Genomic DNA, 23,780 nt, shown 5'->3' on the forward strand with positions numbered 1-23,780 from the left:
ACACGCATTTCAAGCAGTTCATGCACTTCATCCTTGCAGGAAGCGAGATGAGATCGGGGGATCCCATGAGCGTCCTTTCTATTGAACCGCGCGCGGTTGACGATGCGCGCGTCGTTGCGCAGCTCGACCGGTTCGCGCGGCGCATCGCGGCAACGCCTCCCGGCACCTGCGCCGTGGCAACGCAGGTGGCATTGCTCGAGGCCGCTGTCGCCCAGACCTGCGGCAAGTGCGTTCCCTGCTGCGACGGCCTGCCGAAGCTCGCCGACCTTCTGCGCCATGTGCGCGACGGCGAGGCTGGCCCCGCCGACCTCGACCAGGTGCGCGCCCTGGCGACGCTCGCGCGTGACGCGTCCGACTGCGCCATCGGCTACGAGGCGGGGCAGGCGGTGCTCGACGGGCTCGACGCCTTCGCGGACGAGTACGCCAGCCACGTGGGCCAGGGCCGCTGCCAGGCCGGCGTGGGCCAGACGCTTCCCTGCGAGACCGACTGCCCGGCGCACGTGAACGTCCCCGCCTACATCGCCCTGGTGGGCGAGGGGGACTACGAGGGCGCCGTGAACATGGTGCGCAAGGACAACCCGTTCCCGACGGCCTGCGCGTTCGTGTGCGAGCACCCCTGCGAGAGCCGCTGCCGCCGCGCCCTCGTCGACGCGCCGCTCAACATCCGCGGCATCAAGAAGTTCGCCTGCGACCAGGCGCCTGCCGACCGCTGCGCCACGCCGCCGGCGCTGCCGCCGACGGGGCGGCGCATCGCGGTGGTGGGCGGCGGGCCCTCCGGGCTCACGTGCGCGTACTTCGCGGCGCTCATGGGGCACGCGGTCGACGTGTTCGAGATGCACGCCCAGCTCGGCGGCATGATGCGCTACGGCATCCCCGCCTACCGCTTCCCGCGCGAGCGCCTCGACGAGGACATCCGCGCCATCCTGGGCGCGGGCGACGTAACCGTGCACGCGAATGCCCGCGTCGACGCCCGCGAGCTGCGCCGCCTGTCCGTCGAGTACGACGCGGTGTACGTGTCGATCGGGGCGCACGCGGCCAAGCAGCTGCGCCTGGAGAACGTCGAGGCCGAGGGCGTCATGTCGGCCGTCGAGCTGCTCGGCGCCATCGGGGACGGCGAGATCCCCGACCTCGCGGGCAAGAAGGTGGTCGTCGTCGGCGGCGGGAACGTGGCCATGGACTGCGCCCGCACCGTCGTGCGCGCCGGCGCCGAGGAGGTGTCGATCGCGTACCGCCGGCGGCTGGAGGACATGACCGCCCTGCGCGCGGAGGTCGAGAGCGCCATCGCCGAGGGCGTGGAGATGATCACGCTCGAGGCGCCCGTGCGCGTCGAGGTGGACGACCGGGGCCGCGTGAGCGCGCTCGTCACGCAGCCGCAGATGATCGGGCCCGTGCGCGGCGGCCGGCCGGCGCCGCTCGACGCGCGCAAGCCCGAGCGGCGCATCGAGGCCGACGTCATCCTGCTCGCCGTGGGGCAGGACGTCGTGAGCGCGCCCTTCGAGGAGGCGGGCATGCAGGTCGCGCGCGGCCGCCTCGTCGCCGACGCCGCGCTGGCGGCGCCCGGCTTCGACAACGTGTTCGTCGGCGGCGACTGCCAGAGCGGCCCCGCCACCGTCATCCGCGCCATCGCCGCCGGCAAGGTGGCCGCGCGCAACATCGACGAGCACCTGGGGTACCACCACACGCTCGACTGCGGCGTGAGCGCGCCCGCGGCGCGTGCGAACGACCGCACGCCCACCGGCCGCGTCAACGTCGCCGAGCGCCCCGCGCGCGAGCGAAGGCGCGACTTCGAGGCCGTCGAGGTCGAGATGACGCTCGAGGAGGCCCGGCAGGAGTGCGCGCGCTGCCTGCGCTGCGACCACTTCGGCTGCGGCTCGCTGGATGAGGGGAGGACCCAATATGCCTAAGGTCGCCTTCGACTCCACAGCCCCTGCCCCCGCCGCTCCCGTCATCGCTTCCCGAAACGAGGTCGCCATGATCACGCTCACCGTAGACGGCTCGCCTGTCAGCGTGCCGGCAGGCACCACCATCCTGGGCGCCGCGCGCAGGGCGGGCGTGCGCATCCCCACGCTGTGCTTTCTGAAGGGCGTGAGCGACGTCGGCTCGTGCCGCGTGTGCTCGGTCGAGGTGGCGGGCCGCCCCGGGCTCGTCACGGCCTGCAACACGCCCGTTGAGCAGGGCATGCAGGTCAGCACCGGCACGCAGCGCGTCGTCGACGCGCGCAGGGCCGCGCTCGGGCTCACCTTGTCCGCCCACGGGCTGAACTCCACGAACTTCTGCTTCTCGTGCGCGCGCAACGGCTCGTGCGAGCTGCAGGACGTGTGCCGCGAGGTGGGCGTCACCGAGCCTTTGCTCCCTGCCGAGCCCAAGCGCAAGCCCGTGCTCGACGGCAACCCCTTCCTCGCCTACGACCCGAACCTGTGCATCCTCTGCCAGCGCTGCGTGGGCGCGTGCAACAGCTTCGCGCGCAACCACACGCTCAAGGCGGCGAAGCGGGGGCTGCGCACCACCATCGAGGCGCCGTTCGGCCCTGACTGGAAGGCGACGAGCTGCGAGAGCTGCGGGTGCTGCGCGGCGGCGTGCCCCACCGGCGCGCTCACGCTGAAGCGCCGCCGGGAGTACCGCAGCTGGGAGGTGCGGAAGACGCTCACCACCTGCCCGCACTGCGCGGTGGGCTGCCAGCTCAACCTGGTCGTGCGCGACGGGCGCATCGTCGACACCGAGCCGGCCTTCGGCCCCGCCAACCGCGGGCGCCTGTGCGTGAAGGGCCGCTCGGGCAGCTTCGACTTCGTGCAGTCACCCGAGCGCCTGACCACGCCGCTCGTCAGGAGCAGCGAGACCGGCCAGCTCGAGCCCGCCACGTGGGACGAGGCGCTTGACCTGGTGGCACGTCGCTTCAGCGAGATCAAGCGGGACTTCGGCCCGGACGCCCTGGCGGCCTTCGCCTGCAGCCGCTCCACCAACGAGGACGTGTACCTGCTGCAGAAGATGGCGCGCTGCGCCTTCGGCACGAACAACGTGGACAACTGCGCCCGCGTGTGCCACGGGCCTTCCGTGGCGGGCCTGGCCGCCACGCTCGGGTCGGGCGCGATGACCAACCCCATCGCCGACATCACCTCGCCCGACGTGGACGTCATCATGCTGGTGGGGTCGAACCCCGAGGAAGCGCACCCCGTGGCGGGCATGCAGATCCGCGCCGCCGTGGAGCGCGGTGCCAAGCTCATCGTGGTGGACCCGCGCGACATCGGGCTGGCGGCGCAGGCTGACCTGCACCTGAAGCTGCGCCCCGGCACCAACGTGGCGTTCTCGAACGGCATGTGCCACGTGATGATCGAGGAGGGCCTGCTCGACCGGGAGTTCATCGACAGCCGCACCGAGGGCTTCGAGGAGTTCGCGGCCATGGTGGCCGACTACACGCCCGAGCGCGTGGCCGAGATCTGCCGCATCAGCGCCGACGACCTGCGCGCCGCCGCGCGCCTCTACGCCACCGCGCGCCAGGCGCCCATCATCTACTGCTTGGGCGTCACCGAGCACTCCACCGGCACCGAGGGCGTCATGTCCATGAGCAACATGGCTCTGACTTGCGGGAAGCTGGGTCGGCCCGGCTGCGGCGTCAACCCGCTGCGCGGCCAGAACAACGTGCAGGGCGCGTGTGACATGGGCGCCACGCCGGCTGACCTCCCGGGCTACCAGAAGGTGGCCGACCCCGAGGTGCGCGCGAAGTTCGAGGCCGCCTGGGGCGTGAAGATCAAGCCCGAGCCGGGCCTGTTCGCCACGCAGGTGTTCCACGCGGCCGTCGAGGGCACGGTGCGCGGGCTGTTCATCTTCGGCGAGGACCAGGTGCGCACCGACCCCGACATCAGCCACGTCATCCGCGGGATCGAGGCACTCGACTTCCTGGTGGTGGACGACTTGTTCCTCACCGAGACGGCCGCCTACGCCGACGTGGTGCTGCCGGGCATCAGCTACGCGGAGAAGGAGGGCACGTTCACCAACACCGAGCGGCGCGTGCAGCGCGTGCGCCGCGCCGTGGCCTCGCCGGGGGACGCGCGGCCCGACACGTGGATCTTCGCGGAGATCATGCGGCGCATGGGATACGCGCAGCCCGACCTCACGCCAGCCGAGATCATGGACGAGATCGCCTCGCTCACCCCGAGCTTCGCCGGCATCAGCCACGCGCGCCTCGACAGCCCCGAGGTGGCGGGGCGCGGCCTGCAGTGGCCCTGCACCGGGCCCGACCACCCCGGCACGCCCATCATGCACGTGGGGAAGTTCACGCGCGGGCGGGGGGCGTTCTCCACGGCGACCTACAAGCCCGCGGCCGAGCTGCCGGACGCGGAGTACCCGCTCATGCTCACCACCGGGCGCATCCTGTACCACTACAACGCCTGCGCCATGACGAGCCGCACCGACGGGCTCAACGAGATCGTCAGCTCGTCGTTCGTCGAGGTGAACGCCGCCGACGCCGCCTCTCTGGGCATCGATGACGGCGGCCGCGTGCGTGTGGAGAGCCGCCGCGGGTCGATCGTGACCACCGCCCGCGTGTCGGGCAAGACGAACCCGGGCGAGGCGTGGATGCCCTTCCACTTCCAGGACGGCAACGCCAACTGGCTCACCATCGACAGCCTCGACTCCATCTGCGCGTGCCCCGAGTACAAGGTGTGCGCCGTGCGGCTCTCGAAGGCGTAGGGAAGGGGCCGAATCACCGGCTGCTTTCCGCGAGCACGATGTCGACGGGCCTGTCGTGGGCGTCGAGGGCGCCTTGCGCGCGCAGGCTGGGTAGCAGGGACGCCTCGCGGCACAGCCCGACCGACGTGCCGGGGAAGGCGGCGAGGAAGGCGTCGTAGAAGCCGCCGCCGTAGCCGATGCGGAAGCCCTGCGCGTCGAAGGCGAGCCCGGGCACGATCGCGAGGGCGCGCGGGGCGTGGGCGCCTGCGGACGTGGCGGCGGCAGCGATGGCAGTGACGCCGCCGCCGTCGGCGCTGGTCGCGGACGTGGGCGCGGCGGCATCGACGCTGGCGGCAGGCGCCAGCGTCGATGGGTCGACGAGCGCGGCGGGGTCGTCGGGCGGCTCCTCCACGCCGAACGCGCTGCGCTCGAGCGCGTCGAGGCTGGTCACGTGATGCCAGCGCATGAGGCGCGTGCCGGGCACGCAGCGCGGCAGCGCCACCGCCTTGTCCTCCGCCCACGCGCGCTCGATGATCCCGCGCGTGTCGACCTCGGATCCGAACGACCGGTACGCAAGCACCACGTCCGCGCATCGCCATGCGTCCAGCTCGAACAGCTGCGCGGCGATGCGCGCGTCAGCCGCCGCGCGCTCGTCGGGCGAAAGCGCCGCTCGCGCGCCCTTGAGCTGCGCGCGCAGCGCGCGCTTGGCCTCCTCGGCGCTTCCGCGGCCGACGCCTTCGCAACTGGCGCCCTCGCAGCTCGCGCTCTCGTAGCTAGAACTCTCGCAACCGGCGCCTTCGCAGCCAGCATCCTCGCAGCCCGCCCTCTCGCGGCTGTCGCTCTCGCCTCGCATGGACCCCCTTCCGGACGTGCTCTTTCCGCAAACGCTGCGGCAAACGCCGCATCGTGATTGGAATGTGCGTTGAGGCAAATTATAATTTCAGAAATCGTCTCTTATCGCAAAGGAGTTTCGGCGTGGCTGAATTCGTTTACCAGATGTACAAGGCGCGCAAGGCGCATGGCGACAAGGTCATCCTCGACGACGTGTCGCTGTCGTTCTTCCCGGGCGCGAAGATCGGCGTGGTGGGCCCCAACGGCATGGGCAAGTCCACGCTGCTCAAGGTGATGGCGGGCCTCGAGGAGGTCACGGCCGGCGAGGCGCGCCTCACGCCGGGCTACACCGTGGGCATCCTGCAGCAGGAGCCGCCGCTCGAGGAGGACAAGACGGTCATCGAGAACGTGCGGATGGCGTTCGCCGACGTGCTGGCGAAGGTGGAGCGCTTCAACCAGGTGAGCGCCGAGATGGGCGATCCCGACGCCGACTTCGACGCGCTCATGGACGAGATGGGGCGCCTCCAGGACGAGATCGACGCCGCCAACGGATGGGACCTGGACAACCAGCTCTCCCAGGCCATGGACGCGCTGCAATGCCCCGACTCCGACATGCCCGTGAGCGTGCTCTCGGGCGGCGAGCGACGCCGCGTGGCGCTGTGCCGCCTTCTGCTCGAGGCGCCTGACCTGCTGCTCCTCGACGAGCCGACGAACCACCTCGACGCCGAGAGCGTGCTGTGGCTCGAGCAGTTCCTGAAGAGCTATCCCGGCGCGGTGCTCGCCGTCACGCACGACCGCTACTTTTTGGACAACGTGGCCGAGTGGATTTGCGAGGTGGACCGCGGCCAGCTGTTCCCGTACAAGGGCAACTACTCCACCTACCTGGAGACGAAGGCCGCGCGCATCGCCGCGCAGGGCCAGCAGCAGGCCAAGCTCGCCCGCCGCATGGAGCGCGAGCTCGAGTGGGTGCGCTCGTCCCCGAAGGCGCGGCAGGCGAAGAGCAAGGCGCGCCTGGAGCGCTACGAGCAGATGGTGGCCGAGGCCGCGGCGGCGAAGAAGCTCGACTTCACCGACATCCGCATTCCGGTGGGCCCGCGCCTGGGCTCGAAGGTGCTCGTGGCCGAGCACCTGCACAAGGAGTTCGACGGGCGCGTGCTCATCGAGGATCTGTCCTTCGAGCTGCCGCGAAACGGCATCGTGGGCGTGATCGGCCCGAACGGCGTGGGCAAGACCACGCTGTTCAAGGCCATCGTGGGGCTCGAGCCGCTTGACGGCGGCACGCTCACGCTCGGCGAGACGGTGAAGATCTCCTACGTCGACCAGGGCCGCGCGGGCATCGACCCCGACACCCGGCTCTGGGAGGTGGTGAGCGGCGGCACCGACTACATGGTGGTGGGCGACACCGAGATCCCGAGCCGCGCCTACGTGGCGGCGTTCGGCTTCAAGGGCTCCGACCAGCAGAAGCCCGCGGGCGTGCTGTCGGGCGGCGAGCGCAACCGCCTGAACCTGGCGCTCACGCTGAAGGAGGGCGGCAACCTGCTGCTGCTCGACGAGCCCACCAACGACCTCGACGTGGAGACGCTCTCCTCGCTCGAGGCGGCGCTTTTGGACTTCCCGGGCTGCTCGGTGGTGGTGAGCCACGACCGCATGTTCCTCGACCGCATCGCCACGCACATCCTGGCGTGGGAGGGCACTGACGAGAACCCCGGCAACTGGCACTGGTTCGAGGGCAACTTCGAGGCGTACCAGGCCGACCGCGAGGCGCGCCTCGGCAAGGAGGCCGCCAAGCCCCATCGCCTGCACCGCAAGCTGACGCGCGACTAGCAGAAGCCGAGGGCGCGGGAAGCGCGCGACGTGCGGGGCGCTCGAGGAAACCAAGGCGAAGCCGCGCGGAAGGCGCCCAGGGAAGCAAAGGCCGAGGGCTATGCCCCAATCTCCTTCAGGCGGCGGTAGAACGTCGATCGGCTTATGCCGAGCTGCTCTGCCGCCGCCTCGGCGGTCATGCGCCCTTCGAGATGAGCGCGGCGCACGGCGTTGAGTTCCGCAAGGCTCGTGTCTGCGCGCTTGCGGCCGCGCGTCTTGCCAGCGCACGCGGCTTTCGCCCATCCTTCCTCGCGTCGATTCGCAAGGAACGTCTTCTCCTTGCGAAGAAGCGCTGAGAGCAGCCGGTAACAAGTCTCGCGGTTGCCGTCGTCGATGGAGAACGCGCTGGTGGCAACGTCGTTTCCTTGGCATATCTCCGAGAGGAGCGCGCTCGCCGCCTGTGCGGCGCGCACGCCGCACTCCGAGAGGTCTCCCAAGTCGATGACGCGCTTCTCGTCCTCAGGACGCCAGCGGTCAACGTAGAGAAGGTCCCCGCTGTAGCGCAGGTCGGTCCGAATGAGCCATTCGAGGCGATTGAGGTAGGTCATTCCGCATGCCTCGAGCAGCTCCTGCACGTTCTCCCGGCGCTCGCTGGGCGTGCGCTCGTCGATGAAGGTGGGCACTCTGTTCCGACGCAGATAGCGCTTCTTGCGCATGTCGAGGTCAAGTCCTGGTATTCCCTGGAAGACGGCAGTCGAGAGCATGTCGATCACGGGATAGCGCGGCGTGAACGCGTATTCGAACGTTCCGTCTTCACGCTCGGCGTAGTCGATGCGCGCTATGTGGCAGGCGAAGCCCAGCTCGTCGCGTACGCGAATGACGCCGCTGGTGGTGGTCTTCCTCACGAGCGTCCTCCCATCAGCTTCTCGTACGCAGATCGGAGGATGAGCTCGTAGCGTGCGTCGAGCATGTGGGTGTAGAACAGCCGGCGCGTCTCGCTGGCGTCCGCGAGGTCTGCCACGCAGGCGCGTACGGCGTCCATGTCAAGTCGCGCCACCACGTTGGCGAGGGCTTTGTTGCACTCGGGGAACGCCAAGCTGCTGATCACCTCGTAGTAGGAGCTCTTCCTTCCATCGAGCTTGACCTGGGAGGTGGGGAAGTCGAACACGCGCTTGCGCGTTTCCTCGTCAGAGGCGATGATGCGGGCCATTTGATCGTCGAGGAGGCTGGGAAACAGGCACGACCCGTTGTCGAATACGGGTGCGAGCCGATAGCGCCCCGCATGCTTCACGAACCCCCAGTTGCCGCCATGGCGGTCGAAGTTGCCGACGAGCGCATCAATGATGAATATCTCCCAGAATGCCGCGACGGTGCCTTCGACATCGGTGAGCTTTGAGTTATCTCGAAGCATTCGCATGATGTCGGCGTATTCGTACTGATACGTCTCCTTGTCCTGATCGAGCGTGCTTTCCCCTACGTCGTTGAACGGGACGAACTGCTCGTTTTCGGAAAGGAAGTCGCGACAGGCCACCACGGGCTCGCCCTTGTAGGTGCCGAGGACCGTGTATTGGGAGGGGATTCCCGCGCATGCGAACACGCGCGATCCGAGATGCTCTGACAGGTGATTGAACCGAACTCCGAAGGCGGTGCGCTTCTGGAACTTGAGCATGAACGGCTCGTCGCCGACGATGACGCCGATCTTGCGCTCGGTGCCGCCATAGTACCGGTTGCTCAGCTCGCATGAGGTGAAGTCCATGGCTCTCCTTATGTATCAAAAATACTTGATGTAAATTTTGACATAGTATATCGAGCATTTTGCCCGTATCGTGTCAAAATTAATTATTGATATTTATGACACATAAATGGAAGAGGTTTGCACTCAAATAGCCAAAGGAAGCTAAAAGAACTAAAGGGAGCTAAAGAAACTAAAGGAAGCTAAAAGCTGTAAAAACTGCTAAAACTTGTAAAAGACGCTAAAAGCTGTAATAATGGCTAAAGCACGTAAAGGGCACGGCGCGGTTGCGAAAAGCGCGTGAGGAAGGCGATGACAATGTCTCAAGCTCAAAGGGGAAAACTCAACCCGTCCGTCAATCCCTTCACGCCTGTCTTCGGCAAGGTGCCTTCCTATCTGGCGGGGCGTGAGCGCATTATCAGCGACATGATCTGCGCCTTTGAGGTGGGTGAGGGAGATCCGAACCTCTCGTCGGTATTCGTCGGGGCGCGCGGAACGGGAAAAACCGCGCTGCTTTCCCGTCTCGCCACCGAGGCTTCGTCAAGGGGCTGGGTGGCGGTAAGCGTGACGGCCGTTCCGGGAATGCTCGATGACGTCGTGCAGCGAGCGGCTGAGCAGGCTGCTCATCTGCTTGAGGCGGCTCCGAAGAGAAAGGCCACCGGCATAGGCGTGGGCAGGCTCGTGAGCGTCAGCTGGGAGAACGTTGCCGATCCGTCGCTGAACTGGCGATCGAAGATGAACCTGCTGCTCGATCAGCTTGCCCAGACGGAGACGGGGCTTCTGATAACCGTCGACGAGGTCAACCCCCATCTTGACGAGATGGTCCAGCTTGCGACCACGTACCAGCACTTCGTGCGCGAGGGCCGGAAGGTGGCGCTTCTCATGGCCGGGCTGCCCTACAACGTGTCGGTGCTCCTCTCGGGTGAGTCCACCTCGTTCCTCAGGCGCGCGTTCCGGCATGACCTCGGGTCCATTCCCGCCCATGACATCGAGGAAGCGTTTGTGGTGACGATCGAGGGCGCGGGGAAGGCCATCGAGCAGGCGGCCCTCTCCCGGGCCGTCGAGGCGACGGGCGGATTCCCGTTCATGTACCAGCTGGTGGGGTATCGCATGTGGAACGCGTCGCGCGGCGAGGACGTCATCACCGAGAAGAGCGTCGAGGCTGGCGTGAGGCTCGCCCAAGGTGAGCTGCGACGGCAGGTTTTCGACGCAACGTTCAACGAGCTGTCCGATGGCGACGTGGACTTCCTGCGCGCCATGCTCGCCGACGAGGGAGAGACCGACTCGTCGGCTTTGGCCAGCCGCCTCGGCAAGTCAAGCGGACACGTCTCAACGTACAAGAAGCGCCTCTTGGAGGGCGGCATCATAGAAGAGGGCCTCAGGGGCAAGCTGCGCTTCAGCCTCCCCGGCTTCAGGGAGTACCTCAAGGAAGTCATCGAGTAGAGGGCAAGCCGTGATGCTGAAGTGAAATCCCGATCGCAAGCCGCTTTCGGGGTCCTTTGCGAACGTCATGGCGATCTCCGTGTTGGGTGCGAGGTTCTGGCTCGTTGCCGTGCACTCCTTCAGCTGAGTAGCAGCAGGATTGGGCCTTCTGACAGTGGTTGCGTTTGCCGTGTTTTCGATCGGTGTCGCGATTGAGAGAAATCTCCGTCGCGCTGTTGACCAGAGCGCCCATGTCGTATTAGATAGCCGTCGCATAAAGTCTATCCCGGATGCCGCCATCGAACGCGAGCTGCGCATCTGCGCAACGGTGCGCATCAAGAAGTTGAAGCACCTTCTTTTCGTGAACCGTAGGGGGGGGGTCGTCACTGACATTACGTAGCGTTCGTAGCTATCATTCGAGGTGCAAAAGCTCCTGAACGGTGAGTCATCACCTACCTCGGGAGCTTTCGTGCTCTATCTGCCACTCAGCGACTGCATGCACGCTCGTCATGCAAGCAACATCGAAGCTGTGCACCATCTGATCCGGCCCGCTGAACGCGAGGGTTTTTACGCCCGAGCACTCGGTGAGATCCCTGTGGGCGTTATCTCTTCTTGGAAGCCATGTGCTCGCGCATGTTCGCATCACTCATCTCAGTGCATACAGCGTTGCGAACTATTCGGTCTAAGGCGGACTCAGCGTGCGCTTCTCCGCCCATGCGTCGGCTCCAATTCTCTATTCCGTACTGTGAGCACAATCGGCGTGAATAATCTTGAGTTAATCAAAATCGCAGAGTAAGGGGCAGGGGAATGCGCCTGCTCTAGCAAACAGGCTCGCGAAAATTACAACGCCCATAATGAGACAACGTGGCTGCCAATGCAGTTGACGCATCAGCACGCCCTTCGGGCGAGTTAGGCAACTGCCCTCAGCGCAGATGCGAGGAGCGATTCCTTTGCGTGAACGTGAAGGAATCGGAAAGGCCCAGCAGAAAGTCTGACGAGCAATGGAGCGTCTTTGACAAGGCTACGACGTCGCTGGCGCTCGGTACGTAGCGCGCTGTCTCCCAGTTGGAAATGGTCTGGCCGGAAACGCCGATTTCCCGGCCGAGCTCAGCCTGATTGAGCTGCGCTGCCTTGCGAGCAAACGCGATGCGCGATCCGATGAGCCGTCTTTCCTCCATACCAACCCTTTCCAACGTTGTCTAAGGGAAATCCTACTCGAAAGGAGAAAAAAGCAGCTTACTGCAAAGCGAATTTATAAGATTGTTTATAATCACCCTAAGAAAATACAGAAAGTGAGTATGAGTATGGCTTCGGAAGGCTTTAAGCGCTGTCGTCAACGGGCGAGTATGTCTCTCCGTGAGGCAGCGGAAGAGCTTGAGGTACCACCGTGCACCCTCGCTCGGTTCGAAGAAGGGAGAGAAGAGCCCGATGCGCTTGTGGTCAGACAGATGGCACTCGCGTACAGCTGCACCTGTGACGAGCTGCTAGGGATTGAAAGAGAAGAATAGTGTAATGCAGGCTTGGCGCGGTCGGAGTTTCGTCTTCGGCCGCGCTGGGTTGCTGCCGATCCAAGAGAAAGGATGAGCATGAAAAGGATAACCACAAAGACACTTGCCGTCGTGGCGTCAGCGATTCTTATCGCCGGAATGATCTCGGGATGTGCGGAGTCTGAGGAAGTGAAAGAAGCTAAAAGCGCTTGCTCCGCCGAAATCGAAAGGCTTGAAGGCCAAGAAGTTGAGCTTGATGCGGCTATTGCGGATGGGGAGGAGCTAATTGCAGCTGGTGAGAACCTACTTGAGCCCGAGCTGATCCCCGCCTTGGAAACAGCTGTGTCGGAGGGAAAAGCCGCCAAGATCGAGATCCCGTCCATTCCGAGCAAGATCGAAGACATTGAGGCGACGACTAATGAATTGAAGGCTGTGAGCTATGTCGAGGAAAGGACTGGCATAGAGAATACAGCGGAAGCTGTAAGACGGAGCATTCGCCAGTACGATTTGGTTGATCAGCCTACGGAAGCCTACGTTATCGAGAGGCTTGGGGAAGTTGATGGCGTTCAGGACATATCAGCAGTAACGGAGGAGCACGATCCCAATGGCAATCTCAACAAAGCGGGAGGCTATACGGCTGCAGTGTACTTTTCGAGCCCGCTCGTTGATTTGTCAAAGCTGCCAGGGGCAGGCTCTTCGATAATCGACAGGGGAACTGATGGCGGTGGTTGTGTCGAGGTCTATTCAACGGCTGAGGACGCCCAAAAGCGTGAGGAGTATCTTGCTGTGTTCGATGGCGGTGCTTTGGCATCTGGGTCCCATGCGGTGGTGGGGACGACGCTGGTGAGGACATCTGACAAACTGACGGCGTCTCAGCAGGAGGCTCTCGAGAAGGCCATTATCGACTCGCTTGTGTTCATAGAGGAATAGTTTGATATATGAGTATTGCGAAGAAAGAAAAGGGGAGGCGCTTTCCCATGGCGATGACGGGCAAAAAGAAGCTGTTTTCAAATGCGAGATTCGTTTTAATCGGGATTGCTATAGGTCTAGCGTTAGGCGTGGGAGGGGTCATGTTTCTCCAAAGCCACAACCCCGAGGATGAAGAGAAGGTTGACCAGGCGTCTATCGTGTTCGAGCGTATCGTGGCGCAAAATGAGTTGGTGAGCGTTTCGCAGAAATACAACATCGTCGACAAAGCGACGAACGACAGTATCAAGCTCTTTGACTCTATCGATATTCCAGTTAACAGCAGCTTTTGGTATCGTTATGCAGGTACGATCAAAGCGGGAGTTGACATGGGAGAGGCTGCGTATCGGCGTACGGGTCAGACGATCTATGTGAAACTTGGAGAACCGTATCTCATATCCAATACACCTGATATGGAGAAGTCTGGCGTGTTGGAGGAAAACAGCAACGTGTTTAATCCTATTCATGTGGAGGACGTGGATACGTTTCAGGCTCAGTGCTTCCAGCGAAGCCAGGAGGAGGCTGTGACTGGTGGCCTTCTCGAGGAAGCTCGAGAAAATGCAAAAAACGATGTGCGTAATATGCTTATTGCGGCTCTCGGTGATGAGTATACAGTTGAGTTTGAATAGATGGCGAATGTGAGGGCGCAATATAGACTGTATCCCACTGTATCGATGAGGGAGTCAAGATGACCAAGCAGAAAGATGTTCGATCTGCTGAGATTGACGAGACAACTGCAGGAAAGATTCTTGATGAGATATACGCGAAGGCTCTCGATGGAATCCCCAAGGTGAGCAAGTCTGTCGACAAGCTGGCAGATGATTACCTTTCAAAGCATGAATCTCCGGAAAAAGCTGCAAAAGCTCTGGTTAAGTCCCAGATTGCAAAATGTGCCGCATCAGGTTTCATTACCGGTTTAGGAGGCTATATTACGCTGCCTGTTGCAATCCCCGCAAATATTGGAAGTGTCGCATATGTTCAAATGCGTATGATAGCTGCTATTGCGAGGATTGGCGGCTATGACGTTGAGTCAGACCAGGTCCAGACAATGATATACATGTGCTTGACCGGGGCAGCTGTTACCGATGTGGCTAGAGAGCTTGGAATCAAGGTTGGAAAAAAGAGCCTCGAGGCAGCAATTAAGAAAATTCCAGGTGCAGCGCTGGTGAAAATAAACCAGAAAATTGGCTTCAGGTTTATAACGAAGTTCGGGGAGAAGGGCATCGTTAATCTTGGTAAGATGATTCCTCTTGCTGGTGGTGTCATAGGTGGAGGGGTAGACGTTCTCTCTACTTCCGTTATTGCGAAGAACGCAATAAGGATGTTTATTAGCAATGAAAACCCTGACGGCTCTGAACCTACCGAGGAGGAAGTGGAAGAGATAAAAGCGATAGAGGTTTCTGAAGAAGAAATGCTTTTGTAGAAGGTTTTGTGATCCTGATCAGCTTATTCAAAAAGAGCTGATCAGGATACTTTACTAACGCGTTGGCTTGTCGAAGGAAAACCGAGGATGAGCCTCAATGCCAACCAAGATAGACTCGGGGTTGACAGCTAAACTGTGTTTCGCGTCGAGTTTCATGTTGTACGGACGCGCAACGACGGAAGGAAGGCCATGCGCACGGTTGGGAACATCATTTGGATCATCTTCGGCGGGCTGCTCACGGCTTTGGGGTGGGTGCTTGCCGGAATCATCTTCTACGTGACCATCGTGGGCATTCCGCTGGGGCGGCAGTGCTTCAAGTTCGCGAGCCTCACCTTGGCGCCGTTCGGCAAGGAGATTAGCTACGGCGGGGGAGCGCCGTCGCTTCTGGCCAACATCGTCTGGCTGGTGGTCATCGGCCTGTGGGAGGCGATCTCGTACGCCGTCCTCGGCGTGCTGTGGTGCATCACCATCGTGGGGATCCCGTTCGGATTGCAGCTGTTCAAGCTGGCGAAGCTAAGCCTGTTCCCCTTCGGCGCTGAGATCAGGTAGCGAGCTTTTGAACGAGCACAAGCGCTTTTCGCACCCTCTACGCTCACGCCTTTCGGCGCTACGGCTATGCTCGGGCTGCATTCGCAGCCAACTGTGACGGCTGTCGCCATATCGCTTCCGGACATTCCTTCCAGCAGTGATTCAAATGCTACGCGCTCAGCCAACCCCGTCCTTTTCGGGACCGTCGCCTTTAGGCAATTGGGGAGAAAGGCAAGTCTATCCTTCTTAACATCGGTCTCGGGCGGACAAGGATCGCTCCCACGGGAGTCTGAATTCGAGGTATTGCCTCCTTTGTTGCGGATTGCAAGCTCAGTCTGCTGGTTGTGATTGATTGAGCCCGACCTGCGAGAATGCGATCCGCCTACAGCAGGTCGCCATCCTCTTTGAGGAACTCCATCAGGTTAAGGTGCCTCACACCGTCGCGCTGGTTGCGTAGCGGATCGAGTGTGAGCAGGTAGCGTGGCCATGCGTCTCTCACCTTGTCGAACGGGGCGTACTCGCGCCGCTCCACCTCGGGGTCGGCGACGGTCATGGACACTTGGACGTAGGCGTATTCGTCACCCTTGCGTACGATGAAGTCGCATTCCAGCTTGCCGATGCGTCCGACGCTCACCTTGTACCCCTTCGAGAGGAGGTGCGTGTATAGCGCGTTCTCAAGCGCGGGGCCGTAGTTGACGCGCGCGTCGGCGTTGCGCGCGCGGTAGATCGCCGGGTCGGCGAGGTAGTACTTCTCCTCGCTGCGGAGCGATCTTTTCGACTTCATGTCGAAGCGTGGGCACTTGTATAGAAGCTTCGCGTTGGCGAGCAGCTCGAGATAGCCGGAAAGGGTCTGCTTCTTCACGGCGATGCGCTCCACGTTGCTGAGGTAGTCGACGATGTTGGTCAGGTTGGTGGTGGCTCCGAAGTTGTTGATGGCGTAGGCCATGGATCGCTCGAAGGCGATGCGGTTGCGGATCTTCTTCCTTCTGCGTATGTCCTTCTCGAAGATCTGGTCGACGACGTCGCGTACATAAGCATCCTTTGCAGAAGCTTCCTCGATGGACAGGGCACGTGGGAAACCTCCGTAGGCGAGCCATCGCTCGAACTCCTGCGCATCGGGCAGGAGCGGCTTGCCCAGGAACTCCTTCATGCCCAGGTGCTCGGAGAAGCCCAACGTGAACATCTCGCTCTCGACGTAGCGGCCGGTGAGCTTGGTCGCGAGTTCGCCAGAGAGCAGGTACGAGTTCGAGCCTGTGAGGAATATGGAGAACCCGCCGTCGTTGCGATAGGCGTTGACGACCTCCTCGAATCCTCTGACGTTCTGGATCTCGTCGATGAACAGGTACTTGGGGTCATCGTCGTCGACAAGTCCGTCTATGGCAGCCTCAAGTTGGTCGGGCGTGGCAACCTTGCGGTACCTCTTCGAGTCCAGGTCGAGGTAGAGCACGTCCTTCTCCGCCACGCCGGATTCCCTGAGTTCCTCGGCGGCGGTCTCCATGAGGCAGGACTTCCCGCATCGGCGAACGCCCGTGATCACCTTGATTATGTCGTCGTCGTGGTAGAACGGCCGGAGCTTCGCGAGGTAACGTTCCCGCCGGTAAAGCTTCTTATCCATAATGTCCCATCCTCTGTTAACGGGCACTTTTTGCGATTATAGCAACATTGTGCCCCTTAAATGGCTGTTTTCATGGAGTTAGGCTATATGTCTCGCAAGTGTCGCATCCATTCCGGCACCGCCTTCGCGAGCCATTTGGCGAAGCTGAGCCTGTTCCCCTTCGGCGCTGAGATCAGGTAGCGAGCTCTTTGGCGTGCGAGGGGCGCCTTTCGCGCACCGTCTGCATTGCTCCCAAGCAACATATGCCTGGCAGGAATAGAATATTTCTCAATACAGGCATTGTACATACTGCATCAGCTGGCTTAGCCTTGTTACCAAGGAAAGCTATCCCCATGATGGCGAAAGAGGGGAAGCAAGGCGCCGCTTCAAGATGTCGGCATTACTTGCATGGATCGCTCGCCTGGCACGGTGCAGATGACAGGGCATCCTCGGGGCAGCAGGCTCCGTAGCTGCTTCTCCTGCGATGTCGGAGCATCTGAGAGGGTTTGGGGGAGCTTGCAAATGGGCAGAACTACGAGTTGATAGAGGTATAGATACATGGAATATCGCAAGCTCCCTCATGGTACGGAGGAGATCAGCGTCATCGGCCTTGGCATGGGCAGCATCCACAATGCAAGCGAGGGCGAAATCGTCAAGACGCTGCATGCTGCCGTGGACGCGGGCATAAACTTCTTGGACTTCGTGCCGAGCAAGGCATGCGCCTTCGGCGGCTATGCGAAGGCGTTGCGCGGCAGGCGAGACAAGGTCATGCTGCAAGTCCACATCGGCGCCGACTATTCCAGCGGAGAGTACGGCTGGACGACCAACGCGCGGAAGTCGATCGCGGAGTTCGAAGCTCGCCTTGCGCTGCTCGGCACCGACTACGCAGACTTCGCCTTCGTGCACTGCATAGACGAGGACGCCGACTTCGACAAGGTGATGAACGGGGAGGCTTGGGACTACGCCCTGAAGTGCAAGCAGGCGGGCACGATCCGCCATCTGGGGTTCAGCACCCACAATGCGGGGATTGCCCGCAGGTTCCTCGCCACGGGAATGATGGATCTGGGCATGTTCAGCCTGAACCCGATGTACGACTACACCGACGAGTCGGCGTACGGCAAGGGCAGCGCCGACGACCGCGCCGCCCTCTACAAGGAATTCGAGGCGCAAGGCGTGGGCATCTCCGTTATGAAGGCCTTCGCCGGAGGCCAGCTTCTGGACGCGAAGGCTTCCCCGTTCAGGCATGCCCTGACCTCGTACCAGTGCATCCAATACGCCCTCGACAGGCCGGGCGTCCTCACCGTCCTGCCCGGGATCCGAGGGCTGTCCGACTTGAGCGAGCTGCTCGGGTTCTTCGACGCCAGTCCGCAGGAAAAGGACTACTCGGTGGTCGGGCGGTTCGCTCCGCCCGAGACGACGGGCGTCTGCGTCTACTGCAACCATTGTCAGCCCTGCCCGGCGGGCATATCGATCGGCCTTGCCAACAAGTACTACGACCTGTCGCGCATGGGCGACGAGATGGCGAAGAGCCACTACCTCAACCTGGAGCATCACGCCTCCGACTGCACCGAGTGCGAACACTGCAACAAGCGGTGCCCGTTCGGCGTCGACCAGATGTCCCGAATGCGCGAGATGAGCGGGTGCTTCGGCATCTAGCCTTGCGTCTGCGTCCGCGTCCGCCTCTGCGGCTGGCGCATGGAGATTTCGCCGCTGACCTGTCGGGTTGCGGATTCGCGCGGCGATCATGCCCTCGGGGCGTTATGCTCAGCGTGTTCACGTGTGCTGTGAGGAAGGGGACGCTATGGGATGCGCCATGGAGTGCAAGGCTGCCGAGGACTGCCGGGTGGCGGTCATGCTGGGCGAGGGGTTCGAGACGATCGAGGCTCTGACTTCGGTTGACGTGCTGCGACGCGCGGGCGTGGAAGTAGTTGTGGCATCGGTCATGCCGACGCGCGAGGTGGCCTCGGCGCAGGGAGTGCCTGTCACGGCCGACGCGGCGGTGGCTGACGGCGACGTTGACCTGGGCGGCTTCGACGCGATCATCCTGCCGGGCGGCATGGGGGGCTACGAGAACCTCTCCGCCTGCGAGCCTTTGCGCGCGGCGCTCGCGTCCCGGCTCGAGGAGGGACGCCTGGTCGCGGCCATCTGCGCCGCCCCCATGCTCCTGGCGCACCTGGGCCTGCTCGACGGCCGCCGCGCCACGTGCTATCCGAGCTGCGAGGACGTGTTCCCCGCGGGCGCGTACCAGCCTGATGACGTGGTGCGCGACGGGAACCTCATCACGGGAAGCGGGCCGGCGAAGTCGCTGCCGTTCGCGCTCGCGGTGCTCGAGGCCCTGGCGGGGAAGGACGTGGCCGTGCAGGTGGCGTCCGGCATGCTCGCCTGCTAGAAGCTGCGGGCTGGACATCGTGGCGATGGCCGCCTTCGCGTGAACGCGATGGTGCAACGTCGCGCTTCGTGAGGGATTCAGCAGGTATCATGGGATGAGCTGAAAGACGACGCGCCCTTGCGGGCGCGCTTCGGGAAGGGGGCGTGCTATGGCGAAGACGGGCGTGGGCAAGGTTGCCGGCCTGGCGGGGCGCGCGAAGGGCGCGGCGCTCGTGGCGGCGGGCGTCGGCGTGACGGCGGCGAACGCGCTGGCGGTGCGCAAGCTGCTTCAGCTCGACCCGCACGTGCGGCGCACGGACGCGGGGCTGGCGCGGGTGTACACCGTGTGCGGCGAGGACGGCGAGCGCGTGCGCGTGCTCAACGTGGGCGGCGCGTATCAGTCTGCCACCTACCTGGGAGAGCGCTGGCATGAGCCGGTGTTCGAGTACTACCGCGCCTTTGACCGCATGTTCGAGGCGGAGGGCGCGGTCGCGGGCTCGGGTGCGGACGCGGACGCCGGCGTGGCCGTGGAAGCCGCCCAGCCCGCCGACGGCGCCCAGCTTGCCGACGCCACCTGTTCCGCTGGCGCCGCCCAGCCCGCTGGCGCCACTCGCCCCGCCGACGCCCCCTTCGCCATCCGCGACGTGCTCATGATCGGGGGCGGCGGGTGCGCGTGGCCCAAGCACGCGCTCATGACGCGGCCCGGCCTGCGCGTCGACGTGGTGGAGTCGGACCCCGCCGTCGCCGAGATCGCGCGCCGCTTCTTCTTCGTCGACAAGCTCGAGCGCGAGCTGAGCTCGCGCGAGGGTTCGGCGCAGCGCTTCAACCTCATCGTCGACGACGGCCTGGGATATCTCGCCGGCTGCGAGAAGCGCTACGACGCCATCTGCAACGACGCGTTCGCGGGCGCTGCCGCAGCCGCTGACCTGGCGGGCGCTGCCGGCTTGCGCGCGGTGAAGGACCGCCTGAACCCGGGAGGCCTCTACCTGGTGAACGTGGTGAGCGGGCCCGAGTGGCGGGAGTTCCGCCACCTCATCCGCCTGATCAACGAGCTGGATCGCTTCTTCGCGCACGTGACGGTGATCTTCGCGTCCGACGAGCGGTTCAGCGACAAGGACAACTACCTGGTGATCGCCTCTGACGCGGAGTACGCGTTTTCCGACGTGATCCCGACGCCTGAGAGGAAAGATGCCGCATGCTAGTGCTCGTGGTGAACGCGGGGAGCTCCTCGCTCAAGTCGCAGCTCATCGAGACCGAGGGCAAGGACGCGCGCATGAAGTGCCTGGCCGAGAAGGTGGGCACGGAGCGCGCGTTCATGAACGTGTCGTTCGCGCCCGACTTCCAGAAGGTCACGTACAACGTGGCGGGGCTCACGGTGGAGCAGTGCCTGCGCAAGCTGCTCGACATCATGGTGGACGACCCGGAGAGCCCCATCAGCGGCCTCGAGCAGATCGACGCCATCGGCAACCGCATCGTGGCGGGCGGCGAGTTCTTCACCAGGGCCGCGCTCATCGACGACGAGGCGCGCGCCAACCTGGCCAAGTGCGAGGAGCTCGCGCCCCTGCACAACCCGCCGGCCGACGCGTGCATCGACATGACGCGGAGCCTTTTGCCGAACACGCCGCAGGTGGCCGTCTTCGACACGGCGTTCCACCAGACCATGCCGCCGAAGGCGTACATGTACCCGCTGCCCATGCGCTACTACGACGAGTACTCCATCCGCCGCTACGGCGCGCACGGCACGAGCCACCGCTACGCGGCGCAGCAGGCGGCGAACCTGCTCGGGCGACCCCTGCGCGACCTGGGCCTCATCACGTGCCATCTGGGCAACGGCGGCTCCATCACGGCGGTCAACCACGGGAAGTCCATCGACACCACCATGGGCTTCACGCCGCTCGAGGGCCTCATGATGGGCACGCGCTCGGGCTCGATCGACCCGGCCATCATCACCTACATCATGCGCCGCGAGGGCATCACGTTCGACGAGATGGACGAGATCCTGAACCGCAAGAGCGGCATCCTGGGGATCGCGGGCTCGAGCGGCGACATGCGCGACGTGCTCGACGCGGCCGCGCGCGGCGACGAGCACGCGGAGCTCGCCATCGACATGTACGTGTACCGCGTGCAGAAGTCCATCGGCAGCTACTACGCCGCCATGACGCGCACCGACGCCGTGGTGATGACGGCGGGCATCGGCGAGAACTCGGCTGACCTGCGCGAGCGCATCTTCCGCGGGCTGGCGCACATGGGCATGATCCTGGACAAGGAGCGCAACAACGTGGAGGGCGCCATCGGCATGAACCGCGTGATCTCCATCGACGACAGCCCCATCAAGATCTGCGTGGTGACCACCGACGAGGAGATGCGCATCGCCCGCGAGACCGACAACCTGGTGAGCCAGCTGAGGTAGGGCGCGCAAGCGGGACGGGGCGCATCGGTGGGCGTCGGCGCCACGGGCGCGCGAGGCGCGCACCAGGACGGGGCGCCAGCGCCACGGGCCCGCGCACGGGCGTCAGCGCCGCGCGAAACTAGCCGCCGGGGTCGTTTTGGCCATGGCGGCTGGTCGCGCGCGGCTTCTATAGTTAAGCCATGATCTGCGGCGAGGGAAAGGGGGATTCTTTCGGTCTGCACCGACGGCGACCGCGGTCGGTATCCTATCAAAAGGAGAGAGTCATGGCTGAGAACGAGAACGTGGAAGTCCCTGGATGCGCGGATGAGAACGTGGAGGTCCTGCGGGCCGGCTGCTTCTTCTGCCACGTGCGCTGCGGCGTGCTGGTCACGAAGAAGGACGGGCGCATCGTCGACATCGAGGGCGATCCCGACTGCCCGCACAACAAGGGGTACGTGTGCTCGCGCCTGGAGAAGGGCCGCTTCCTCGACGGCTTCGTGTACAACGAGAACCGCCTGCGCCGCCCGCTCAAGCGCGTCGGCGAGCGCGGCGGCGGCCAGTGGGAGGAGATCACGTGGGACCAGGCGTTCGACGAGATCGCCGCGAAGCTCGCCGCCCTGCGTGACGAGTACGGCCCCGAGATGCTGGCCTTCACCGAGGGCACGGCGCGCACGTGGAGCTGGCTGCACTACAAGTTCACCAACCTGTTCGGCAGCCCGAACACCGGCGGCAACGGCACCATCTGCTACAGCTCGGACATGTGGCTCGAGCCCTGCACCTACGGCGGCTTCTGCTCGGACAAGTCCGACTGGGTGAACGCCGACCTGGTGGTCCTGTGGGGCCGCAACACCATAGCCTCCGAGCCGCTCCTGTGGCACTGGGTTGACACGAACCGCAAGGAGCGCGGCGCGAAGCTGCTGGTCATCGACCCGCGCTGCTCGGAGGTGGCCCAGCAGGCCGACCTGTGGCTGCAGATCCGCCCCGGCACCGACGCGGCGCTGGCGCTCGGCTTCATCAACGTCATCATCGCCGAGGACCTCTACGACCACGAGTTCGTGGACGAGTGGTGCATCGGCTTCGACGAGCTCGCCGCGCGCGCGGCCGAGTACCCGCCCGAGAAGGTCGCCGAGATCACGTGGATTCCCGCTGACAAGATCGTCCAGGCCGCGCGCATGTACGCCACCATCAAGCCGGCGTGCCTGCCGTGGGGCCAGAAGGGCGGCGACGCGAGCGGCATCAACGCCTCGAGCGCCATCCAGGCCAAGGCCATCCTGCGTGCCATCACGGGCAACCTCGACAAGAAGGGCGGCGATCAGCTGGCCCCGCCGTCGCGCTTCCCACCGGCGTTCTACGAGCACTACGCGCTCTCCCAGGAGCAGCGCGACAAGATGATCGGGAACGACCGCTTCCCGGGCCTCACGTTCAAGGGCTGGGACGTCATCTCGCAGGCGTACCCGTCGTTCTACCCGTACTCCAACGCGCCGCTTCTGTTCCGCGCCATGCGCGACGGCGACCCGTATCCGGTGCGCGCGCTCATCGTGCAGGCCGACAACCCAGTCATGGCGTTCTCCAACACGAAGCTCGTGGTCGAGGCGCTCATGAACCTCGACCTCCTGGTGGTGCACGACTACTTCATGACGCCCACCGGCGCCTTGGCTGACTACGTGCTGCCGGCGGCCACATGGCTCGAGCGCCCCGACAACTGCTACGCGGTCATGAACCACCGCCCCATGTACTTCGGCGCGCAGGCGCGCGTGATCGACCGCTTCGAGGGCGGCGCCGACGTCGACTTCCGCGACGACTACGAGTTCTTCTACGGCCTGGCCGTCCGCCTGGGGCAAGAGGACAAGTGGTGGGGCCCGAAGGCCGAGGACATGCTCGACTTCCAGCTGGCGCCCATGGGGCTCACGCATGAGAAGTTCTACAACGACGTGAAGTACATGGCCGGCCAGAAGAAGTTCGAGAAGTACAAGGAGCCCGGGTTCAAGTTCCTCACGCCGTCGGGCAAGGTGGAGCTCAAGTCGTCGGTGGTGGAGAAGCTCGCCGCGGAGACGGGCCTGCCGTTCGACCCGCTGCCGCACTTCGAGTACCCGGCGGCCAGCGTGGAGAAGCACCCCGAGTGGGCGGACGAGTACCCGCTCGTCATGATCACGGGCGCGCGCTTCATGCCGTTCTACCACTCCGAGCACCGCCAGCCGGGGCCGTACCGCGACCTGCACCCCGACCCCATCTTCGACATCCACCCGTCGACGGCAGTTGACCTGGACATCCGCGACGGCGACTGGTGCTGGATCGAGACGCACATGGGCCGCATCAAGCAGTGCGCGCGCAAGACCTCCAGCGTGGACCCGCGCGTCATCAGCGTGCAGCATGACTGGTGGTTCCCCGAGAAGGAGGAGGCGTACCCGTCGCTGTTCGGCGCCTTCGAGTCGAACGCCAACGTGCTTCTGGACGACGACCCCAACTCGCTCGACCAGCTCATCGGCGCGTGGCAGCAGACGGGCGTCGCCGTGAAGGTGTACCGCTGCGAGGACTAGGATCGCTTGCGCTTCGGTTGACGAGCGAGAACGAGG

19 protein-coding genes are annotated in these 23,780 nt (G+C 64.0%); 14 read left to right on the forward strand and 5 right to left on the reverse strand.

Translation table 11 applies throughout. The features are described 5' to 3' along the window. The first annotated feature begins 65 nt into the window (after positions 1-65). Positions 66-1,904 carry an NAD(P)-binding protein gene (locus tag G7Y49_RS00535; protein WP_165170162.1) on the forward strand — a complete coding sequence of 613 codons (1,839 nt, stop codon included), beginning with the start codon at positions 66-68 and terminating at the stop codon, positions 1,902-1,904. Between the two features lie 67 nt (positions 1,905-1,971). Next, positions 1,972-4,686: a formate dehydrogenase subunit alpha gene (fdhF, locus tag G7Y49_RS00540; RefSeq protein ID WP_165170265.1), complete on the forward strand. Its 2,715-nt coding sequence runs from the start codon at positions 1,972-1,974 to the stop codon at positions 4,684-4,686. Between the two features lie 13 nt (positions 4,687-4,699). On the opposite strand, the gene G7Y49_RS00545 is transcribed toward fdhF, so the two are convergent. Beyond that, positions 4,700-5,518, reverse strand: a complete 819-nt coding sequence (locus tag G7Y49_RS00545) for a 5-formyltetrahydrofolate cyclo-ligase (RefSeq protein ID WP_165170164.1) — start codon at positions 5,516-5,518, stop codon at positions 4,700-4,702. Positions 5,519-5,640: 122 nt separating this feature from the next. Here G7Y49_RS00545 and ettA point away from each other — a divergent pair, with 122 nt between their 5' ends. After that, on the forward strand, positions 5,641-7,320 hold the full coding sequence (gene ettA / locus G7Y49_RS00550; protein WP_165170166.1) for an energy-dependent translational throttle protein EttA: 1,680 nt from the start codon (positions 5,641-5,643) through the stop codon (positions 7,318-7,320). Positions 7,321-7,418: 98 nt separating this feature from the next. Here the strand turns inward: ettA and G7Y49_RS00555 are convergent, their stop codons facing one another. Together G7Y49_RS00555 and G7Y49_RS00560 are read right to left on the reverse strand one after the other, a co-directional pair. Further along, the gene (locus tag G7Y49_RS00555) at positions 7,419-8,204 is read right to left on the reverse strand and encodes a helix-turn-helix domain-containing protein (protein ID WP_165170168.1); all 786 of its coding nucleotides are present in this window, start codon (positions 8,202-8,204) and stop codon (positions 7,419-7,421) included. Continuing rightward, complete coding sequence (locus tag G7Y49_RS00560; RefSeq protein ID WP_165170170.1) at positions 8,201-9,055, reverse strand: HipA domain-containing protein; 855 nt, start codon at positions 9,053-9,055, stop codon at positions 8,201-8,203. The genes G7Y49_RS00555 and G7Y49_RS00560 overlap by 4 nt, the downstream gene beginning before the upstream one ends. Before the next feature lie 294 nt (positions 9,056-9,349). On the opposite strand from G7Y49_RS00560, the gene G7Y49_RS00565 reads away from it, so the two are divergent. After that, positions 9,350-10,474, forward strand: a complete 1,125-nt coding sequence (locus G7Y49_RS00565) for an AAA family ATPase (RefSeq protein ID WP_165170172.1) — start codon at positions 9,350-9,352, stop codon at positions 10,472-10,474. Positions 10,475-11,376: 902 nt separating this feature from the next. Here G7Y49_RS00565 and G7Y49_RS00570 read toward each other — a convergent pair. After that, positions 11,377-11,631: a helix-turn-helix transcriptional regulator gene (locus tag G7Y49_RS00570; protein ID WP_165170174.1), complete on the reverse strand. Its 255-nt coding sequence runs from the start codon at positions 11,629-11,631 to the stop codon at positions 11,377-11,379. Between the two features lie 126 nt (positions 11,632-11,757). On the opposite strand from G7Y49_RS00570, the gene G7Y49_RS12430 reads away from it, so the two are divergent. From G7Y49_RS12430 to G7Y49_RS00595, 5 genes are all read left to right on the forward strand, one after another. Next, a complete protein-coding gene (locus tag G7Y49_RS12430) occupies positions 11,758-11,961 on the forward strand; it encodes a helix-turn-helix domain-containing protein (RefSeq protein WP_370519549.1) in 204 nt (67 codons plus the stop codon). 78 nt (positions 11,962-12,039) lie between these two features. Then, a complete protein-coding gene (locus tag G7Y49_RS00580; RefSeq protein WP_206214491.1) occupies positions 12,040-12,870 on the forward strand; it encodes a hypothetical protein in 831 nt (276 codons plus the stop codon). An 8-nt stretch (positions 12,871-12,878) separates the two neighbouring features. After that, the gene (locus G7Y49_RS00585) at positions 12,879-13,535 is read left to right on the forward strand and encodes a DUF4230 domain-containing protein (protein ID WP_165170178.1); all 657 of its coding nucleotides are present in this window, start codon (positions 12,879-12,881) and stop codon (positions 13,533-13,535) included. 59 nt (positions 13,536-13,594) lie between these two features. Then, positions 13,595-14,329, forward strand: coding sequence for an EcsC family protein (locus tag G7Y49_RS00590; protein WP_165170180.1), 735 nt, complete (start codon positions 13,595-13,597; stop codon positions 14,327-14,329). Between the two features lie 189 nt (positions 14,330-14,518). Continuing rightward, a complete protein-coding gene (locus G7Y49_RS00595) occupies positions 14,519-14,878 on the forward strand; it encodes a YccF domain-containing protein (RefSeq protein WP_165170182.1) in 360 nt (119 codons plus the stop codon). 361 nt (positions 14,879-15,239) lie between these two features. Here the strand turns inward: G7Y49_RS00595 and G7Y49_RS00600 are convergent, their stop codons facing one another. After that, a complete protein-coding gene (locus tag G7Y49_RS00600) occupies positions 15,240-16,472 on the reverse strand; it encodes an ATP-binding protein (RefSeq protein ID WP_165170184.1) in 1,233 nt (410 codons plus the stop codon). 537 nt (positions 16,473-17,009) lie between these two features. Here G7Y49_RS00600 and G7Y49_RS00605 point away from each other — a divergent pair. The 5 genes from G7Y49_RS00605 (at position 17,010) to G7Y49_RS00625 (ending at position 23,744) form a co-directional block, all read left to right on the forward strand. Then, the gene (locus G7Y49_RS00605) at positions 17,010-18,107 is read left to right on the forward strand and encodes an aldo/keto reductase (protein ID WP_165170186.1); all 1,098 of its coding nucleotides are present in this window, start codon (positions 17,010-17,012) and stop codon (positions 18,105-18,107) included. Between the two features lie 145 nt (positions 18,108-18,252). Continuing rightward, on the forward strand, positions 18,253-18,840 hold the full coding sequence (locus G7Y49_RS00610; protein ID WP_206214492.1) for a DJ-1 family glyoxalase III: 588 nt from the start codon (positions 18,253-18,255) through the stop codon (positions 18,838-18,840). Positions 18,841-18,988: 148 nt separating this feature from the next. After that, complete coding sequence (locus G7Y49_RS12385) at positions 18,989-20,020, forward strand: spermidine synthase (RefSeq protein WP_165170188.1); 1,032 nt, start codon at positions 18,989-18,991, stop codon at positions 20,018-20,020. Then, positions 20,014-21,228, forward strand: coding sequence for an acetate/propionate family kinase (locus G7Y49_RS00620; RefSeq protein ID WP_165170190.1), 1,215 nt, complete (start codon positions 20,014-20,016; stop codon positions 21,226-21,228). Before G7Y49_RS12385 ends, G7Y49_RS00620 begins: the two co-directional genes overlap by 7 nt. A gap of 263 nt (positions 21,229-21,491) precedes the next feature. After that, entirely contained in the window at positions 21,492-23,744 is a 2,253-nt protein-coding gene (locus G7Y49_RS00625; protein WP_165170192.1) for a molybdopterin-dependent oxidoreductase, read from the forward strand. The last annotated feature ends 36 nt before the right edge of the window (positions 23,745-23,780 follow it).

The organism is Adlercreutzia sp. ZJ242 (assembly GCF_011038995.1).
Lineage (GTDB): Bacteria > Actinomycetota > Coriobacteriia > Coriobacteriales > Eggerthellaceae > CAAEEV01.